Origin of the sequence: Pseudomonas sp. FP2335 (assembly GCF_030687535.1) — a bacterium.
GTDB lineage: Bacteria > Pseudomonadota > Gammaproteobacteria > Pseudomonadales > Pseudomonadaceae > Aquipseudomonas.
Genome location: NZ_CP117437.1, coordinates 5123673 through 5139836 on the forward strand (window position 1 = coordinate 5123673; position 16164 = coordinate 5139836).

A 16164-nucleotide genomic window follows, 5' to 3' on the forward strand; every position below is an offset into this window, starting at 1 on the left:
GCAGGCGCCGTCTGTAACCCTTTGTGAAACTTTGACTACACAATATTCGTAAAGCTTCGTGACGAAAGCGACATAAAAAAACCTATCGCCCTCCTCGACTTTCTCAAAAACGCTCTTCACTCGTCGCACCTTCGACGCCACGGAAGCCACGGCACAGCAGGTATTGCTCTCTGGACCGGTCCCGGGAAGAGTCTGGCTTACGCGTCTGCACCTTATCGAACAACTTGCGTATGTTCTTGTGGTACTCGTCGAAACCTTCACCCTGGAAGACCTTCACCAGGAAATCGCCACCGGGACGCAATACCCGACCCGCCAAATCCAGTGCCAGCTCGCAAAGGAACATTGCACGCGGCATATCGACGGCCGGTAATCCACTCATATTGGGGGCCATGTCGGAAATCACAAGGTCTACCTGCGAATTTCCCACAGCCTCAAGGATTTGGGCGAGCACCGTGTCCTGGGTAAAGTCACCATGAACAAAGGTCACGTCCGGGATGCTGTCCATCTCGAGGATGTCGGAAGCGATAAGGCGACCTTGCCCACCAATCAGACGACTGGTCACCTGGGACCAGCCACCAGGGGCTGCACCAAGATCGATAACGCTCATGCCTGGACGGATCAGCTTGTCCTTGTCCTGGATCTCCAGCAGCTTGTAGCTGGCACGGGAACGATAGCCGTCCTTTTGCGCCTTTTTGACGTAAGGATCGTTGAAATGCTCTTGCAGCCACTTGAGGCTAGTTTTGGAACGGGCCACGGGCCACCTCGAAAATAAAACGGGTTGTGATTAACTGGGCGGTCCCGGACTCGCTCGGGTAAACTGGCCGCCGCTTTTTACAAGATCAGACGCAGGGGTCAGATTATGCCGCTCACTCAAGAGCAGAAGAAACAGTACAAATCCATTGGCCACCATCTGAAACCAGTTCTGATTGTGGCAGACAACGGTTTGACTGAAGGTGTGTTAGCCGAACTTGAACGCGCATTGGGCGATCACGAACTGATCAAGATCAAGGTCAACATCCTTGACCGCGAAGCGCGCCTGGCCGCCATTGCAGAACTGTGCAAGGTGGGCAAGGCCGACCTGGTTCAGGTCATCGGCAAGATGGCGCTGCTGTATCGCAAGAACTTCAGCGTCAACAAGCAGCTGTCGAACGTTCATCGCTTCAAATGATTCAAAGGGTCACGGGCGTGCTTCGCGCGCCCTGCCACTCCATCCCGGTGCAGGTTGCACAACCAGGACCAAGCCAGAGAACCCTAGCACAAGATAGCTGAACAACTGCCAGCGCAACGCTTCCGGCAGCCACACATGCACGATGCAAAACATTGCACACGCATACAGCGCCATCAACAGCAGTTGGCCGCGAATATCCCGCCACAAACTCCCCCAGCCTTCGGCCTTGACCAGCACCAACGCCTGGAGTGTCACGCACGCCGCCGCAAAACCCACCAGCAGCGCACTCAGTAATCCGTCGATCTCATCGATCAGCAACGGTGCCAGGCCTATCAGGCCCAGCGCCGGTAAAACACCAATGTGCAACAACCACAGGCCACCCACCCAAAGCATCTGGGAGAGCTGCCAAAGCATGGCGCCCGCACGGAGCGGGCGCCGCCTTTCAGACGTGACGAACTTCAACAATCTCGTACTCGATCACGCCACCCGGCGTCTTGACGGCCACCACATCCCCCTCTTCCTTGGCAATCAAGGCGCGGGCCAGCGGTGAACCGACGGAGATCTTGCCGAGCTTGAAGTCAGCTTCGTCCTCGCCAACGATGTGGTAGACCACACTTTCGTCAGTCTCGACATTGGCGATTTCCACGGTCGTGCCGAAAATCACCTTGCCGGTCTTCGGAATGGTCGTCACGTCGATCACCACCGAGTTCTGCAGGCGGCCTTCGATGTCACGGATCCGCGCCTCAACCATACCCTGCTGCTCGCGAGCAGCGTGGTATTCAGCGTTTTCCTTCAAGTCACCCAGCTCGCGGGCCGTACCGATGTCCTGGCTCAGCTTTGGACGGACGACCTTGGTCAGATGGGCGTGTTCCTCTTCCAGGGCCTTGAAGCCCTGGACGGTCATTGGGTATTTGGTCATGCCTTCAATCCTGCGTGTAGATCCTGCAAGCGACGCACGGTCTTTTCCGGACCGAACTTGAGCGCTTCGCAGATAGCTTCGCCAGCAGCAATGGTGGTGGTGCAGTAGATCTTGTGCTGCAAGGCGTTACGACGAATGGAGTAGGAATCCGCGATCGACTGGCGACCTTCAGTGGTGTTGATGATCAAGGTGACTTCGTCGTTCTTGATCATGTCGACCACGTGCGGACGGCCTTCCGTCACCTTGTTCACGCGACGCACTTTCAGACCGGCAGCCTCGATCAGCTTGGCGGTCCCGGCAGTGGCCACGACTTCGAAGCCCAAGTTGATCAGATCACGGGCAACGCCTGCAACCAGTGGCTTGTCGTCATCACGCACGCTGATGAACGCAGTACCGCCGGTCGGCAGCACTTCGCTGGCGCCCATCTGGGCCTTGGCGAATGCTTCACCGAAGGTATCGCCCACGCCCATCACTTCGCCAGTGGACTTCATTTCAGGGCCCAGGATCGGGTCCACACCAGGGAATTTGGCGAATGGGAACACCGCCTCTTTCACGCTGTAGAAGTTCGGGATGATTTCCTTGGTGAAGCCGATTTCCTTCAGGGTCTTACCAGCCATCACACGGGCAGCGATCATGGCCAGGGAAACACCGATGCATTTGGAAACAAACGGCACGGTACGCGAAGCGCGCGGGTTGACTTCAATAACGTAGATGTCTTCGCCTTGCAGCGCCAACTGTACGTTCATCAGGCCGACCACACCCAGCTCCAGGGCCATTTTCTTGACCTGTTCGCGCATCTCGTCCTGGATGTGCACCGGCAGCGAGTACGGCGGCAGCGAGCACGCGGAGTCACCGGAGTGAACGCCAGCCTGTTCGATGTGCTGCATGATCGCGCCGATCACCACGTCGGTGCCGTCGCAGACAGCGTCCACGTCCATTTCGATGGCGCAATTGAGGAAGTGGTCCAGCAGCACCGGGCTGTCATTGGACACTTTCACGGCGTCACGCAGGTAACGCTTGAGCTCTTCTTCTTCGTAGACGATTTCCATCGCCCGACCGCCCAGCACGTAGGACGGACGCACCACCAGCGGGTAGCCGATCTTGCTGGCTGCACGGATGGCCTCGTCTTCGCTACGCACAGTGGCGTTTGGCGGCTGACGCAGGTTCAGGCGCTCAACCATTTGCTGGAAGCGCTCACGGTCTTCGGCACGGTCGATGGCGTCAGGGCTGGTACCGATGATCGGCACGCCAGCCGCTTCAAGGGCGCGAGCCAGTTTCAGCGGGGTTTGGCCGCCGTACTGGACGATCACGCCTTTGGGCTTCTCGACGCGTACGATTTCCAGCACGTCTTCCAGGGTCACTGGTTCGAAGTACAGGCGATCAGAAGTGTCGTAGTCGGTGGACACAGTTTCCGGGTTGCAGTTGACCATGATGGTCTCGTACCCGTCTGCGCGCAGGGCCAGAGCGGCGTGTACGCAGCAGTAGTCGAACTCGATGCCTTGGCCGATACGGTTTGGACCGCCGCCCAGGATCATGATCTTGTCGCGACCCGACGGCGCCGCTTCGCACTCTTCCTCGTAGGTGGAGTACAGGTACGCGGTATCGGTGGAGAACTCGGCAGCGCAGGTGTCAACGCGCTTGTAGACCGGGAAGATCTCCAGCTTGTGGCGATGGGTCCGCAGGTTTTTCTCGGTCACGCCCAGCAGCTTGGCCAGACGCTGGTCGGAGAAACCTTTGCGCTTGAGGCGGAACATCATGTCGCGGTCGATGCTGGCCAGACCCAGGGTCTTGACCTTCTCTTCTTCCTTGATCAGATCTTCGATCTGCACCAGGAACCATGGGTCGATCATGTTCATGCCGAAGATGTCTTCGACGGACAGGCCGGCACGGAAGGCATCAGCCACGTACCAGATACGCTCGGCGCCCGGCACGGTCAGCTCGCGCTTGAGCACGCTCATGCTTTCCGGGTTGCTCAGGTCGAGCTTCTCGTCCAGGCCACAAACGCCCACTTCCAGGCCGCGCAGGGCTTTCTGCAAGGATTCTTGGAACGTACGGCCGATGGCCATGACTTCACCCACGGATTTCATCTGGGTGGTCAGGCGCGCGTCAGCCTTGGCGAACTTCTCGAAGGCGAAACGTGGCAGCTTGGTCACGACGTAGTCGATGGACGGCTCGAAGGACGCCGGAGTCTTGCCGCCGGTGATGTCGTTCGACAGCTCATCCAGGGTGTAACCCACCGCCAGCTTGGCCGCGACCTTGGCAATCGGGAAGCCGGTGGCTTTCGAGGCCAGAGCCGAAGAGCGGGATACACGCGGGTTCATTTCGATCACGACCATGCGGCCGGTGTTCGGGCAGATGCCGAACTGAACGTTGGAACCGCCGGTTTCCACGCCGATCTCGCGCAGTACCGCCAGGGAGGCGTTACGCAGGATCTGGTATTCCTTGTCGGTCAGGGTCTGCGCTGGAGCCACGGTGATCGAGTCACCGGTGTGCACGCCCATCGGGTCAAAGTTTTCGATGGAGCAGACGATGATGCAGTTGTCCTTCTTATCGCGGACAACCTCCATCTCATATTCTTTCCAACCGATCAGGGATTCGTCGATCAGCAGCTCTTTGGTCGGCGACAGGTCCAGGCCGCGGGCGCAGATTTCTTCGAATTCTTCACGGTTGTAAGCGATACCGCCACCCGTGCCGCCCATGGTGAAGGACGGACGGATGATGCACGGGAAGCCCAGGGTCTCGAGGACCGCGTTGGCCTCTTCCATGCTGTGGGCGATACCGGAACGCGGGCACGCCAGGCCGATGGATTTCATCGCCTTGTCGAAACGCGAACGGTCTTCAGCCTTGTCGATGGTGTCGGCGTTGGCACCGATCATCTCTACGCCGAACTTTTCCAGGACGCCTTCGCGCTCCAGGTCCAGGGCGCAGTTCAGGGCAGTCTGGCCACCCATGGTTGGCAACAGTGCGTCCGGACGCTCTTTCTCGATGATCTTGGCAACGGTTTGCCACTTGATCGGCTCGATGTAGGTGGCGTCGGCCATGTCCGGGTCGGTCATGATGGTGGCCGGGTTGGAGTTCACCAGGATGACGCGGTAGCCCTCTTCGCGCAGGGCTTTGCAGGCCTGGGCGCCGGAGTAGTCGAATTCGCAGGCCTGGCCGATAACGATCGGGCCAGCGCCAAGAATCAGGATGCTTTTTATGTCTGTACGTTTTGGCATGGGTTTGTCACTCAAATCCGCAGGTCAGTCGGCAAGCCGTCTTGAACAATCTTTGAAGAGCCTGCGGGGGCCACCGAGGTACGGGGCCGCCCGCAGGCCGCTCAGTCAGCGTCGCTTGGCCATCTCATTGATGAAACGGTCGAACAGCGGCGCTACGTCGTTCGGGCCAGGGCTCGCTTCCGGGTGGCCCTGGAAGCTGAACGCGCTCTTGTCGGTGCGCTCGATGCCTTGCAGGGAGCCGTCGAACAGCGACTTGTGAATGGCGCGGACATTGCCCGGCAAAGTCGCTTCATCCACCGCAAAACCGTGGTTCTGGCTGGTGATCATGACGACGCCAGTGTCCAAGTCCTGCACAGGGTGGTTGGCGCCGTGGTGGCCGTGACCCATTTTCAGGGTCTTGGCGCCGGAGGCCAGGGCCAGCAGTTGGTGACCGAGGCAGATGCCGAACACCGGGATCTCGGTTTCCAGCACGTCCTTGATCGCCTGGATGGCGTAGTCGCACGGCTCAGGGTCGCCCGGGCCGTTGGACAGGAACACGCCGTCCGGTTGCAGGGCCAGGACATCGCTGGCCGGGGTTTGCGCCGGCACCACGGTCACGCGGCAGCCGCGCTCGACCAGCATGCGCAGGATGTTGTACTTGACGCCGTAGTCGTAGGCCACAACGTGGTAAGGCAGCTCGGCGGCCTCGATGGTTGCGTGACTGTCGGTCTTCAATTCCCAGACAGTGGAGCGCCACTCATACGATTCCTTGGTGCTGACCACTTTTGCCAGGTCCATGCCTTTCAGGCCAGGGAAACCCTGCGCAGCAGCAATTGCAGCAGCTTCGGAAATATTGTCACCGACCATGATGCAGCCGTTCTGCGAGCCTTTTTCACGCAGGATGCGTGTCAGGCGGCGCGTATCGATACCGGCGATCGCCACAACATTGTTGGCTTTCAGGTAATCGGACAGCGACATCGTGTTACGCCAGTTGCTCGCAACCAGTGGCAGGTCACGAATCACCAGACCAGCCGACCAGACACGATCAGACTCGACGTCTTCCGGTGTAGTACCGGTGTTGCCGATGTGTGGATAGGTCAGGGTAACGATCTGTTGGGCGTAGGAAGGATCGGTAAGGATTTCCTGATAGCCGGTCATGGCGGTGTTAAACACCACCTCTCCAACGGTCTGACCGTCGGCTCCAATGGCTTCGCCGCGAAAAATGCTGCCATCAGCAAGGGCGAGTATGGCTGGCTTAGTCAAGAAGACCTCCCGTAAATAAAGCCTGAAAGGGCGATCGCAGGTTGTAAAAAAGCGGAGTGACGTATGGACACGTCACCCCGCTTCTTCACTGAATTATTCTGCGCGCTTTTAGTGGACACACTAAAGCTGTAGCTTACAGAAAAAGGCTTTTTGGGTCCACCGCTAATGAGCCTAAAAGGCAGGGGAATGCGACAGGACGTCGCTTAGCGGGTAAAAACGGGGCCTCAGGATAATCCTGACACCCCGTTTTAGCTACTGATTAGTGCAGATCCAGCACATCACGCATGTCATACAGACCCGGCTCACGGCCGTCCAACCAGAGCGCAGCACGTACCGCACCCTTGGCAAAGGTCATGCGGCTGGATGCCTTGTGCGTGATCTCCAGACGCTCGCCTTCGGTGGCGAACAGCACCGTGTGATCACCGACCACATCGCCACCGCGCACGGTCGCAAAGCCGATGGTGTCACGCGCACGCGCCCCGGTATGGCCTTCACGACCGTACACCGCAACCTTCGACAGATCACGACCCAACGCATCGGCAATTGCCTCACCCATGCGCAGCGCAGTGCCCGAGGGCGCATCGATCTTGTGACGGTGATGGGTTTCGATAATCTCGATGTCCGCCTCATCTCCCAGCACCCGCGCCGCCAGATCTAGCAACTTGAGCGACAGATTCACACCGACACTGAAATTGGCCGCGAACACGACAGGAATCTCCTTGCCCGCCTCCACCAGCACCTGCTTCTGCTCAGCGCTCAAGCCCGTAGTACCGATGACCATGGCCTTGCCCGCCTTGCGGCAGAACGCCAGGTTCTTCAGCATCACGTCCGGCAGGGTGAAGTCGATCAGGACGTCAAATTCATCCGCCACCTGCTCCAGGCTGCCCGACAGCGAAACGCCGATCCGACCCAACGAGGCCAACTCACCGGCGTCCGCACCGATCAACGTGCTGCCGGGGCGAACGATCGCCGCCGTCAGCCCGGAAACCGGCGAGCGCTGCTGCACCGCCTCGATCAGCGTCTTGCCCATGCGCCCGGCAGCGCCCATTACGGCTATACGTCGCATATTCATTCCTTACAGGTCGCCGAAGAAGCGCTTCACGCCATCGAAAAAGCCTGTGGTTTTCGGCGAATGAGAGTCATCACCTTCCAGCGAACTGCGGAACTCTTCAAGCAACTCGCGCTGACGACGATTCAGATTGACCGGCGTTTCAACCGCCACACGGCACATCAGGTCGCCAGCACCGCCACCGCGCACCGGCGCAACGCCTTTGCCACGGATACGGAACTGCTTGCCGGTCTGAGTCCCCTCAGGGATCTTCAGCTTGACCCGACCATCCAGCGTCGGAATCTCCAGCTCGCCACCCAGCGCCGCATCCACAAAGCTGATCGGCACTTCGCAGAACAGGTGCTTGCCATCACGCTGGAAGATCGAGTGCTCGCGCACATTGATCACCACGTACAGGTCGCCCGTTGGCCCGCCCTGAGTGCCCGCTTCGCCCTCACCCGACAGGCGGATGCGATCACCAGTATCCACGCCCGCCGGCACTTTCACCGACAGCGTCTTGTACTCTTCGACACGCCCTTCGCCGTGGCATGAATCGCACGGGTCGGAAATGATCTTGCCCTGGCCATGGCAACGCGGGCAGGTCTGCTGCACCGAGAAGAAGCCCTGCTGCATGCGGACCTGACCAATACCACCGCACGTCGGGCAAGTGATCGGCGAGGAGCCTTTCTTGGCACCCGAGCCGTCGCACGGCTTGCAGTTAACCAGTGTCGGCACACGAATGTTGACGCTGGTGCCGCGCACGGCCTCTTCCAGGTTCAGCTCGAGGGTGTAGCGCAAGTCGCTGCCACGCTGGGCCCCGCCACGCTGACCGCCACGACCACCGCCGAAGAAATCACTGAACACATCGCCGAAAATATCGGAGAAATTCTGACCACCAAACCCGGCACCACCGCCACCCATGCTCGGGTCGACGCCGGCATGACCATACTGGTCGTAGGCCGCACGCTTATTGGGATCAGACAAGCATTCGTAGGCCTCGTTGGCCTCTTTGAACATCTCTTCGGATTCTTTGCTATCCGGATTACGGTCCGGGTGGTGCTTCATCGCCAGGCGACGGTAGGCCTTCTTCAGGTCCGCATCGCTGGAGCCGCGCTCCACACCCAACACTTCGTAATAGTCACGCTTTGCCATAAGTCTTTGCACTCTTGTAGGACGTTCAGCCAGACCCTCCTGAGCCTTGCCAAACTCGTTGAGCCCCAATACAGGCCCGGACCCAACTCACGTCAATTCAACGATCCTGGTCATAACTACTTTTAGCCAGGGACCTGGCCAAAAATGCGGTATTTACTGCTCGGAAAGCAGGAGCATTCCCGATCACACCGCCAGCATCCGAGCGATGTCGCATGCTGTAAAAATTCCCATACCCCAGACACGCCAACGCGGGAGCAAGCTCCCGCGCGGCGACATCCTACCAGTCACCGCTTGATAGCGGTCAACCGGACGAGCAACTTACTTCTGCTCTTTGACTTCTTCGAACTCAGCATCAACCACGTCGTCGTGCTTGGCTTCAGGCTCTGCCTGTTGCGCGCCGCCCTCAGGCTGAGCCTGTTGTTCGGCGTACATCTTCTGAGCAACCGGCGCGGAGACTTTCGACAACTCCTCAACCTTGGCATCGATGGCAGCCTTGTCGTCGCCCTTGATGGCGGCTTCCAGGGCAACCACGGCAGCTTCGATCGCGGTCTTCTCTTCGGCAGTCACTTTGTCGCCAGCATCAACGACCATTTTGCGCGTCGAGTGAACCAATGCATCACCCTGGTTACGGGCAGCGGCCAGCTCTGCAAACTTGGCGTCCGCGTCAGCGTTGGCTTCAGCATCACGAATCATCTGTTGAATTTCTTCATCAGACAGACCGGAGTTGGCCTTGATCGTGATCTTCTGCTCTTTGCCGGTAGCCTTGTCTTTCGCACCAACGTGCAGAATGCCGTTGGCGTCGATGTCGAAGGTCACTTCGATTTGTGGCACGCCACGTGGTGCTGGTGGAATCTCGGCCAGGTCGAACTTGCCCAGGGACTTGTTCTGCGCAGCCTGCTTACGCTCACCTTGCAGCACGTGAATGGTCACAGCGCCCTGGTTGTCATCGGCAGTCGAGAACACTTGCGATTTCTTGGTAGGAATCGTGGTGTTTTTCTCGATCAGCGCAGTCATCACGCCACCCATGGTTTCGATACCCAGGGTCAGCGGGCTGACATCCAGCAGCAACACGTCTTTCACGTCGCCGGCCAATACCGCGCCCTGGATAGCAGCACCCATGGCAACCGCTTCGTCCGGGTTAACGTCTTTACGTGCTTCTTTACCGAAGAACTCGGTTACTTTTTGCTGTACCAGCGGCATGCGAGTCTGGCCGCCGACCAGGATCACGTCGTTGATGGAACCAACGTCGATACCGGCATCTTTCAATGCAATGCGGCAAGGCTCGATGGTGCGCTGAACCAGGTCTTCGACCAGCGATTCCAACTTGGCGCGAGAAATCTTCACGTTCAAGTGTTTAGGACCGGTGGCGTCTGCAGTGATGTACGGCAGGTTCACGTCGGTCGCATTGCTGGACGACAGTTCGATCTTGGCTTTTTCAGCAGCTTCTTTCAGACGCTGCATCGCCAGCGGATCACCCTTGAGGTTCATGCCGCTTTCTTTCTTGAATTCGTCGACGAGGTAGTCGATCAGGCGAATGTCAAAGTCCTCACCACCCAGGAAGGTGTCGCCGTTGGTGGCCAACACTTCGAACTGGTGCTCGCCGTCAACTTCAGCGATCTCGATCACGGAGACGTCGAAAGTACCACCACCCAGGTCATAAACGATCACGGTGTGGTCGCCTTTGGCCTTGTCCATACCGTAAGCCAGAGCGGCCGCAGTAGGTTCGTTGATGATACGTTTTACGTCCAGGCCCGCGATACGGCCGGCGTCTTTGGTTGCCTGACGCTGGCTGTCGTTGAAGTAGGCCGGAACGGTGATGACCGCTTCAGTCACTGGCTCGCCGAGGTAGTCTTCGGCGGTTTTCTTCATCTTTTTCAAGACTTCAGCCGAGATCTGCGGTGGAGACATCTTGTTGCCGTTTACTTCAACCCAGGCGTCACCGTTGTCAGCCTTGGCGATTTTGTACGGAACCATCTTGATGTCTTTCTGCACGACTTCTTCGTCGAACTTACGACCGATCAGACGCTTTACCGCGTACAGAGTGTTGTGCGGGTTGGTAACAGCCTGGCGCTTGGCCGACTGACCTACAAGAATTTCACCGTCATTGGCGTAAGCAATGATCGACGGCGTGGTACGCGCGCCTTCGGCGTTTTCGATAACTTTAGCTTTACCGTTTTCCAGAACGGAGACACACGAGTTGGTGGTCCCCAGGTCGATACCGATAATTTTGCCCATGATTTACTCTCCCGAAACTTGAATTTGGTTGCCGCAGCAGTGGTGGCTAACTGCGGTAGCACTTAAACGCTTGACTTATAGATGGGGGCCTTGCGGCGAATTTCAAGCCTGCTCATCAATAGAAGGTGCAACAGGTGCCGGCGTCTTGCTTACCACCACCATTGCCGGGCGCAACAAGCGACCGTTGAGCAGATAACCCTTCTGGAACACTTTCAACACGCTGTTCGGTTCAAGGTCATGGCTTTCCTGCATGGCCATGGCCTGGTGATGCTCAGCGTTGAACGGCTCGCCGCCTTGCGGATCAATCGCCTCCAACTGATAACGCTTCAGGGTGTCCTGGAACATTTTCAGGGTCAGCTCGATCCCTTCGCGCATTGGGCGGATGTTTTCATCGTCCGGGTTGGACAAATCAAGGCCACGTTCCAGGCTGTCGATAATCGGCAGCAGGTCGCCAGCGAATTTTTCCAGCGCGAACTTGTGAGCCTTCTCCACATCCTGCTCGGCACGGCGGCGGACGTTCTGCAGATCGGCGGCAACACGCAGAGCCTGATCATTCGCCGCAGCCAATTGCTCTTCGAGCACTTGCACACGCGTTGCCAGCTCATCACCGACAGCCGAATTGGCGTCTGGAGTTTGCGTATCCTGCGTCTGTTCGTCAGCCATAGTTTTCTCCTTTCAAAATCATGCGCGAACTCAACTCGCGCTTCTGTTCCGGTATATGGGGCCACAATTTCCAGGTTCAAGGGCCAGAGCGTTACCAAAAGTCGTTCACGTGCTCCGGATCAGTTCCTGCACGATCATTCCTCATCGCGCTAAAAAAAACAGCCGATCAAGCAAATCGAGCTAAGCATCAGGATTGTCAGCCCAGAACAAAACACTGTATAAATAACCAGACCTAACGCCTGGGAGCGCCCTCATGCTCGTGCACCTGTCTGTACATAACTACGCCATCGTTGAACACCTGGATCTCGAACTGGATCGCGGGATGAGCGTAATCACGGGCGAAACCGGCGCCGGTAAATCGATCATGCTCGACGCCCTGGGCCTGACCCTCGGTGACCGCGCCGATAGCGGCGTGGTGCGCCCAGGCGCAGACAAGGCCGACATCCTCGCGACCTTCGACCTGGCAGACATTCCCGAGGCTGAAGCCTGGCTGGCCGAACGCGACCTTAATAATGACGGCCCATGCATCCTGCGCCGGGTCATCACCGCCGAAGGCCGCTCACGTGGCTATATCAATGGCACGCCCTGCCCCCTTGGCGACCTGAAAGCCCTGGGCGAGTTACTGATCGACATCCACAGCCAACACGAACACCAGTCCCTGCTGAAAACCGACACCCATCGTCGCCTGCTTGACGAGTACGCCGGCGCCACCGACCTTGCGCGACAAGTGCAACTGGCCGCCCAACGCTGGCGCCAGACCCGCCAGGAACTAGAACGCCTTTCCAATTCCGGCGACGAACAGCGTGCTCGCCACCAGCTACTCAGCTACCAACTCGAAGAACTCGAAAGCCTGGGCCTGGGCGAGACCGAACTGGAACAGCTTGAGCAGGAACACAAAAACCTGACCAACGCCGAAACCCTGCTGGGTATTTGCCGCCAGGTGGTCGAGCAGTGCAGCGAAAGCGACTCCGGCAATGTGCTCAACGCACTGACTGCCAGCCTCAATCGCCTGTCCAGCGTTAACAACGCCTCTGGCTCCCTTTGCGAAGCCACCACACTGCTGACCAGCGCCCAGATTCAAGTGGAAGAAGCCGTCGGCGAGCTGAATCGCTTCCTCGACCATTTCGACGCCGACCCGGCACGACTGCAGGAAATCGAAGAGCGCCTGGACACTATCTATACCCTGGCGCGCAAACATCGAATCCAGCCCACCGAAGTGGCAGCGATGCAGCAGAAGCTGCTGGATGAAATCGAAACCCTGAATGCCAATGACGAATCCATCGAGCGACTCGGCGATGAGCTCGCCTCTTTCGCCCGCCACTATCAAGAGAAGGCCCGCGAACTAAGCGACCTGCGCCAACAGGCCGCCACCAGCCTCGCCGGCGCAGTGGAACTGGAAATCCAGCGCCTGGGCATGCCAGGCGGACGCTTCACCATCGAGCTACGCGCCAACTCCAACGCCGAACTGCAACCTCACGGCCTTGAACAGGTAGAACTACTGGTCAGCGCCAACCCTGGGCAGCCGCTCAAGGCACTGGCAAAAGTGGCGTCCGGCGGCGAGCTATCCCGGATCAGCCTGGCCATCCAGGTCATCACCGCACAGACATCTCGCGTGCCAACGCTGGTATTCGATGAAGTGGACGTAGGGATTGGTGGGCCGACCGCGGAAATTGTGGGCCAACTGCTACGCCGACTGGGAGATCGCGGTCAGGTACTTACCGTCACTCACCTGCCGCAAGTGGCGGCCCAGGGGCATCAACACCTGTTCGTGCACAAAGTCCGCGGTAGCGATGCGACGCACACGGCCGTGTCCAAGCTGAACAAATCGGAACGCGTGGAAGAAGTAGCACGGATGCTCGGCGGCATCGACTTGACCAAGGAGTCCTTGGCGCACGCGAAAAAAATGGTAGTGGCGTCGAAGGCCTGACCTGACGCTTTTACCTTTATATAGAACGCACGAAGGCGACCCCAGGGTCGCCTTCGTGCGTTTCGCAGAACAAATCTGCGCTATTTTTACTTTTTCTTACGGATGTACAACACGAGATTATGGTCAATCAAATCGAAGCCATGCTCTTCAGCTATTTTGTGCTGGAGCGCTTCGATTTCCGGACTGGTGAACTCGATAACCTCGTTGGTATCCAGGTTAACCATGTGATCGTGATGACCACCGTCAGCCAGTTCAAATACCGCATGACCGCCGTCGAAATTATGACGAACCACCAGCCCTGCGGCTTCAAACTGGGTCAGCACACGGTAAACCGTGGCCAGGCCAACGTCCTCGTTAGACTCCATCAGCGCCTTGTAGACATCTTCGGCGCTCATGTGACGCTGCTCAGCAGAATCGAGCATTTGTAGAATCTTGACTCGTGGCAGAGTCACTTTAAGACCGGCTTTACGTAGTTCGCTATTTTCAACCATGGTTAGCTTTCTCGCGGATGCTGCTTCGCAGCTTCTCTTAATACGGGTATGATCGGCGTTTACGTTGTCCCAGCCAAGATAGTGGAAGTCGCCCACCGATGCAAAACACCAAGCTCTTGCTAACCAGTTTCACCTTTGTGGGACTGCTCGCACTCGCCGGTTGTTCATTCCCCGGGGTTTACAAAATCGACATCCAGCAGGGCAATGTCGTCACGCAGGACATGATAGACCAGTTACGCCCGGGAATGACCCGACGGCAAGTACGGTTTATCATGGGTAATCCCCTGCTGACCGACACTTTCCATGCTGATCGCTGGGATTATCTCTACAGCATCCAACCTGGTGGCGGTGAGCGCCAGCAGGAACGCGTCAGCGTCATTTTTAATGGCAACGACCAGCTTGTGAGCCTGTCCGGTGACTTTATGCCTGGCGTAAGCCGCGATGAAGCCTTGCTCGGCAAGGACAACGGCACCAACGTGACTGCGCCTGCGCAGGAAGCCGAGAAGCCGAAGTCCGAAGTCCCTGCCAAACCAGGCTCTCTGCTCGACAAGATCCAGAAAGACGTCGACGGCGTGGAAACTGTTCCAGTCCCAACGCCACAGCCTCTGGACACCAGCCCGCAGTAAGTGTGCGGCGCTCAAAAAAGCCCGGCATGCCGGGCTTTTTGTTGCCTGCCGCTTGGCAAGCTCAGGAGTTCTGTTGCCGGGCCAAGGCCGCCTTGGCTGCACGCAGCCTACGCACCTCCTTAGGGTCCGCCAGCAAGGGCCGGTAGATCTCAATCCGATCACCCGCCTGTACGGCGCGCACCTCTGCATCCGCAACGACCTTGCCGAATATTCCCAAGGGACAATCAGCCAGATTCAGCTCGGGAAATTGCGCCGCAATCCCCGAAGCCTGCACCGCCGCCCGCAGGCTGGTGCCGGGCGCCACTGCCACTGCCAGCAAGACCTGGCGATCCACGGCGGCATACACCACTTCAATCTCAACCATGCAGTTGCTTGGCTCGCTGACAAAACGCGTCCACCAACGTATTGGCCGCCTGGTTGAACAAAGGCCCCAGTGTCGCGCGAACAAGCGGCCCCGCGTAATCAAAAGAAAGATCCAGGCTGATCTTGCAAGCCTTGTCAGTCAGCGCCTTGAATACCCATACGCCATGTAACTGGGTGAACGGCCCTTCCTGCAGATTCATCTCGATGGATTTCCCGGGCACCAACACGTTACGTGTAACAAAGTGCTGGCCAATGCCCCCTTTCGCCACACCAACGCTGGCAACCATATGCTCATCACTGCTTTCCAGCACCTCGGCCGCCGAGCACCAGGGCAGGAATTCCGGGTAACGCGCCACGTCGTTGACCAGGTCATAGAGCGCTTGCGCCGGATAAGGCAACAAGGCCGAACGTTGAATATGCGTCGTCATGTGAGCGTTATTTCCACTGCTGAGGCAAACATCGCGAAACAACAGCCCGATCCGCGAGAGAAAAAAACCAAAGAACTGCCCGTATTGTCCGGGATTCATCCAACACGCTCAAGCACGCAGGTTGACCGTAGCCGACTCGCTCGCAACTCCCTATAATGCCGCCCCTATGGCTAAACAAAAGAAACACCCCACAGGGACCATCGCGCAAAATAAAAAGGCGCGACACGATTACTTCATCGAACATCGGTTCGAGGCTGGTCTGGTCCTGGCCGGCTGGGAAGTAAAAAGTCTGCGTGCCAACAAGCTGCAACTGGTCGACAGCTACGTGCTGCTCAAGGATGGCGAGGCGTGGCTGCTGGGCAGTCATATCACCCCGCTGACCACCGCGAGCACCCACGTGATTGCCGACCCGGTGCGCACGCGCAAACTGTTGCTCAATGCGCGCGAACTGGAAAAACTCGCCGCCGCCGTACAGCAGAAAGGCTATGCCTGCGTCTGCCTGTCCTGGTATTGGAGCAAGCACCTGGTCAAATGCGAGATCGCACTCGGCAAGGGCAAGAAGGAATACGACAAGCGCGATACCGAGCGTGAACGCGACTCCAATCGCGAGCTGCACCGCGCCGTGCGCAACAAGGGCAAGGAAGAGTAATCCTTGCAGCGATGTAGCCTTGGGTGCATCACCCT

At 58.2% G+C, this 16164-nt stretch carries 16 protein-coding genes; 4 read left to right on the forward strand and 12 right to left on the reverse strand.

Annotated elements, in window-relative coordinates:
- Positions 1–103 precede the first annotated feature (103 nt).
- A complete protein-coding gene (rlmE, locus tag PSH81_RS23025; protein ID WP_192298922.1) occupies positions 104–754 on the reverse strand; it encodes a 23S rRNA (uridine(2552)-2'-O)-methyltransferase RlmE in 651 nt (216 codons plus the stop codon).
- A gap of 105 nt (positions 755–859) precedes the next feature.
- Between rlmE and PSH81_RS23030 the strand changes: the two genes are divergently transcribed.
- Positions 860–1168, forward strand: a complete 309-nt coding sequence (locus PSH81_RS23030) for a YhbY family RNA-binding protein (protein ID WP_017139256.1) — start codon at positions 860–862, stop codon at positions 1166–1168.
- Positions 1169–1177: 9 nt separating this feature from the next.
- Here the strand turns inward: PSH81_RS23030 and PSH81_RS23035 are convergent, their stop codons facing one another.
- From PSH81_RS23035 to grpE, 8 genes are all read right to left on the reverse strand, one after another.
- Complete coding sequence (locus PSH81_RS23035; protein ID WP_192298923.1) at positions 1178–1582, reverse strand: MFS transporter; 405 nt, start codon at positions 1580–1582, stop codon at positions 1178–1180.
- Positions 1583–1610: 28 nt separating this feature from the next.
- Positions 1611–2087 (reverse strand): transcription elongation factor GreA, encoded by a 477-nt coding sequence (gene greA, locus PSH81_RS23040; RefSeq protein WP_003235048.1) that lies wholly within the window; start codon positions 2085–2087, stop codon positions 1611–1613.
- Positions 2084–5305 (reverse strand): carbamoyl-phosphate synthase large subunit, encoded by a 3222-nt coding sequence (gene carB / locus PSH81_RS23045; RefSeq protein ID WP_192298924.1) that lies wholly within the window; start codon positions 5303–5305, stop codon positions 2084–2086. Before carB ends, greA begins: the two co-directional genes overlap by 4 nt.
- Before the next feature lie 105 nt (positions 5306–5410).
- Positions 5411–6547 (reverse strand): glutamine-hydrolyzing carbamoyl-phosphate synthase small subunit, encoded by a 1137-nt coding sequence (gene carA, locus PSH81_RS23050; protein WP_192298925.1) that lies wholly within the window; start codon positions 6545–6547, stop codon positions 5411–5413.
- A gap of 259 nt (positions 6548–6806) precedes the next feature.
- Complete coding sequence (gene dapB / locus PSH81_RS23055; protein WP_192298926.1) at positions 6807–7613, reverse strand: 4-hydroxy-tetrahydrodipicolinate reductase; 807 nt, start codon at positions 7611–7613, stop codon at positions 6807–6809.
- A gap of 9 nt (positions 7614–7622) precedes the next feature.
- The gene (dnaJ, locus tag PSH81_RS23060; protein ID WP_192298927.1) at positions 7623–8747 is read right to left on the reverse strand and encodes a molecular chaperone DnaJ; all 1125 of its coding nucleotides are present in this window, start codon (positions 8745–8747) and stop codon (positions 7623–7625) included.
- A 318-nt stretch (positions 8748–9065) separates the two neighbouring features.
- Positions 9066–10982, reverse strand: coding sequence for a molecular chaperone DnaK (dnaK, locus tag PSH81_RS23065; RefSeq protein WP_305391538.1), 1917 nt, complete (start codon positions 10980–10982; stop codon positions 9066–9068).
- Between the two features lie 102 nt (positions 10983–11084).
- Positions 11085–11645: a nucleotide exchange factor GrpE gene (grpE, locus tag PSH81_RS23070; RefSeq protein WP_192298929.1), complete on the reverse strand. Its 561-nt coding sequence runs from the start codon at positions 11643–11645 to the stop codon at positions 11085–11087.
- A 253-nt stretch (positions 11646–11898) separates the two neighbouring features.
- Between grpE and recN the strand changes: the two genes are divergently transcribed.
- The gene (gene recN, locus PSH81_RS23075; protein WP_192298930.1) at positions 11899–13572 is read left to right on the forward strand and encodes a DNA repair protein RecN; all 1674 of its coding nucleotides are present in this window, start codon (positions 11899–11901) and stop codon (positions 13570–13572) included.
- A gap of 86 nt (positions 13573–13658) precedes the next feature.
- Here recN and fur read toward each other — a convergent pair whose 3' ends face one another.
- Positions 13659–14063, reverse strand: a complete 405-nt coding sequence (gene fur, locus PSH81_RS23080) for a ferric iron uptake transcriptional regulator (RefSeq protein ID WP_226455734.1) — start codon at positions 14061–14063, stop codon at positions 13659–13661.
- A 98-nt stretch (positions 14064–14161) separates the two neighbouring features.
- Here fur and PSH81_RS23085 point away from each other — a divergent pair, with 98 nt between their 5' ends.
- Positions 14162–14689, forward strand: a complete 528-nt coding sequence (locus PSH81_RS23085) for an outer membrane protein assembly factor BamE (RefSeq protein ID WP_192298931.1) — start codon at positions 14162–14164, stop codon at positions 14687–14689.
- 61 nt (positions 14690–14750) lie between these two features.
- On the opposite strand, the gene PSH81_RS23090 is transcribed toward PSH81_RS23085, so the two are convergent.
- Positions 14751–15053, reverse strand: coding sequence for an RnfH family protein (locus PSH81_RS23090; RefSeq protein WP_305391539.1), 303 nt, complete (start codon positions 15051–15053; stop codon positions 14751–14753).
- Positions 15046–15480 carry a type II toxin-antitoxin system RatA family toxin gene (locus tag PSH81_RS23095; RefSeq protein ID WP_017735533.1) on the reverse strand — a complete coding sequence of 145 codons (435 nt, stop codon included), beginning with the start codon at positions 15478–15480 and terminating at the stop codon, positions 15046–15048. Before PSH81_RS23095 ends, PSH81_RS23090 begins: the two co-directional genes overlap by 8 nt.
- A gap of 166 nt (positions 15481–15646) precedes the next feature.
- Between PSH81_RS23095 and smpB the strand changes: the two genes are divergently transcribed.
- A complete protein-coding gene (gene smpB, locus PSH81_RS23100) occupies positions 15647–16129 on the forward strand; it encodes an SsrA-binding protein SmpB (protein WP_192298933.1) in 483 nt (160 codons plus the stop codon).
- Positions 16130–16164 lie beyond the last annotated feature (35 nt).

Excerpts from the sequence above, each read along its gene's own strand:
- carB (WP_192298924.1), bottom strand. The coding sequence starts at position 5,305 with ATGCCAAAACGTACAGACATAAAAAGCATCCTGATTCTTGGCGCTGGC.
- dnaJ (WP_192298927.1), bottom strand. The coding sequence starts at position 8,747 with ATGGCAAAGCGTGACTATTACGAAGTGTTGGGTGTGGAGCGCGGCTCC.
- recN (WP_192298930.1), top strand. The coding sequence starts at position 11,899 with ATGCTCGTGCACCTGTCTGTACATAACTACGCCATCGTTGAACACCTG.
- grpE (WP_192298929.1), bottom strand. The coding sequence starts at position 11,645 with ATGGCTGACGAACAGACGCAGGATACGCAAACTCCAGACGCCAATTCG.
- dapB (WP_192298926.1), bottom strand. The coding sequence starts at position 7,613 with ATGCGACGTATAGCCGTAATGGGCGCTGCCGGGCGCATGGGCAAGACG.
- PSH81_RS23095 (WP_017735533.1), bottom strand. The coding sequence starts at position 15,480 with ATGACGACGCATATTCAACGTTCGGCCTTGTTGCCTTATCCGGCGCAA.
- dnaK (WP_305391538.1), bottom strand. The coding sequence starts at position 10,982 with ATGGGCAAAATTATCGGTATCGACCTGGGGACCACCAACTCGTGTGTC.
- PSH81_RS23030 (WP_017139256.1), top strand. The coding sequence starts at position 860 with ATGCCGCTCACTCAAGAGCAGAAGAAACAGTACAAATCCATTGGCCAC.
- greA (WP_003235048.1), bottom strand. The coding sequence starts at position 2,087 with ATGACCAAATACCCAATGACCGTCCAGGGCTTCAAGGCCCTGGAAGAG.
- fur (WP_226455734.1), bottom strand. The coding sequence starts at position 14,063 with ATGGTTGAAAATAGCGAACTACGTAAAGCCGGTCTTAAAGTGACTCTG.
- smpB (WP_192298933.1), top strand. The coding sequence starts at position 15,647 with ATGGCTAAACAAAAGAAACACCCCACAGGGACCATCGCGCAAAATAAA.
- PSH81_RS23035 (WP_192298923.1), bottom strand. The coding sequence starts at position 1,582 with ATGCTTTGGCAGCTCTCCCAGATGCTTTGGGTGGGTGGCCTGTGGTTG.
- PSH81_RS23090 (WP_305391539.1), bottom strand. The coding sequence starts at position 15,053 with ATGGTTGAGATTGAAGTGGTGTATGCCGCCGTGGATCGCCAGGTCTTG.
- PSH81_RS23085 (WP_192298931.1), top strand. The coding sequence starts at position 14,162 with ATGCAAAACACCAAGCTCTTGCTAACCAGTTTCACCTTTGTGGGACTG.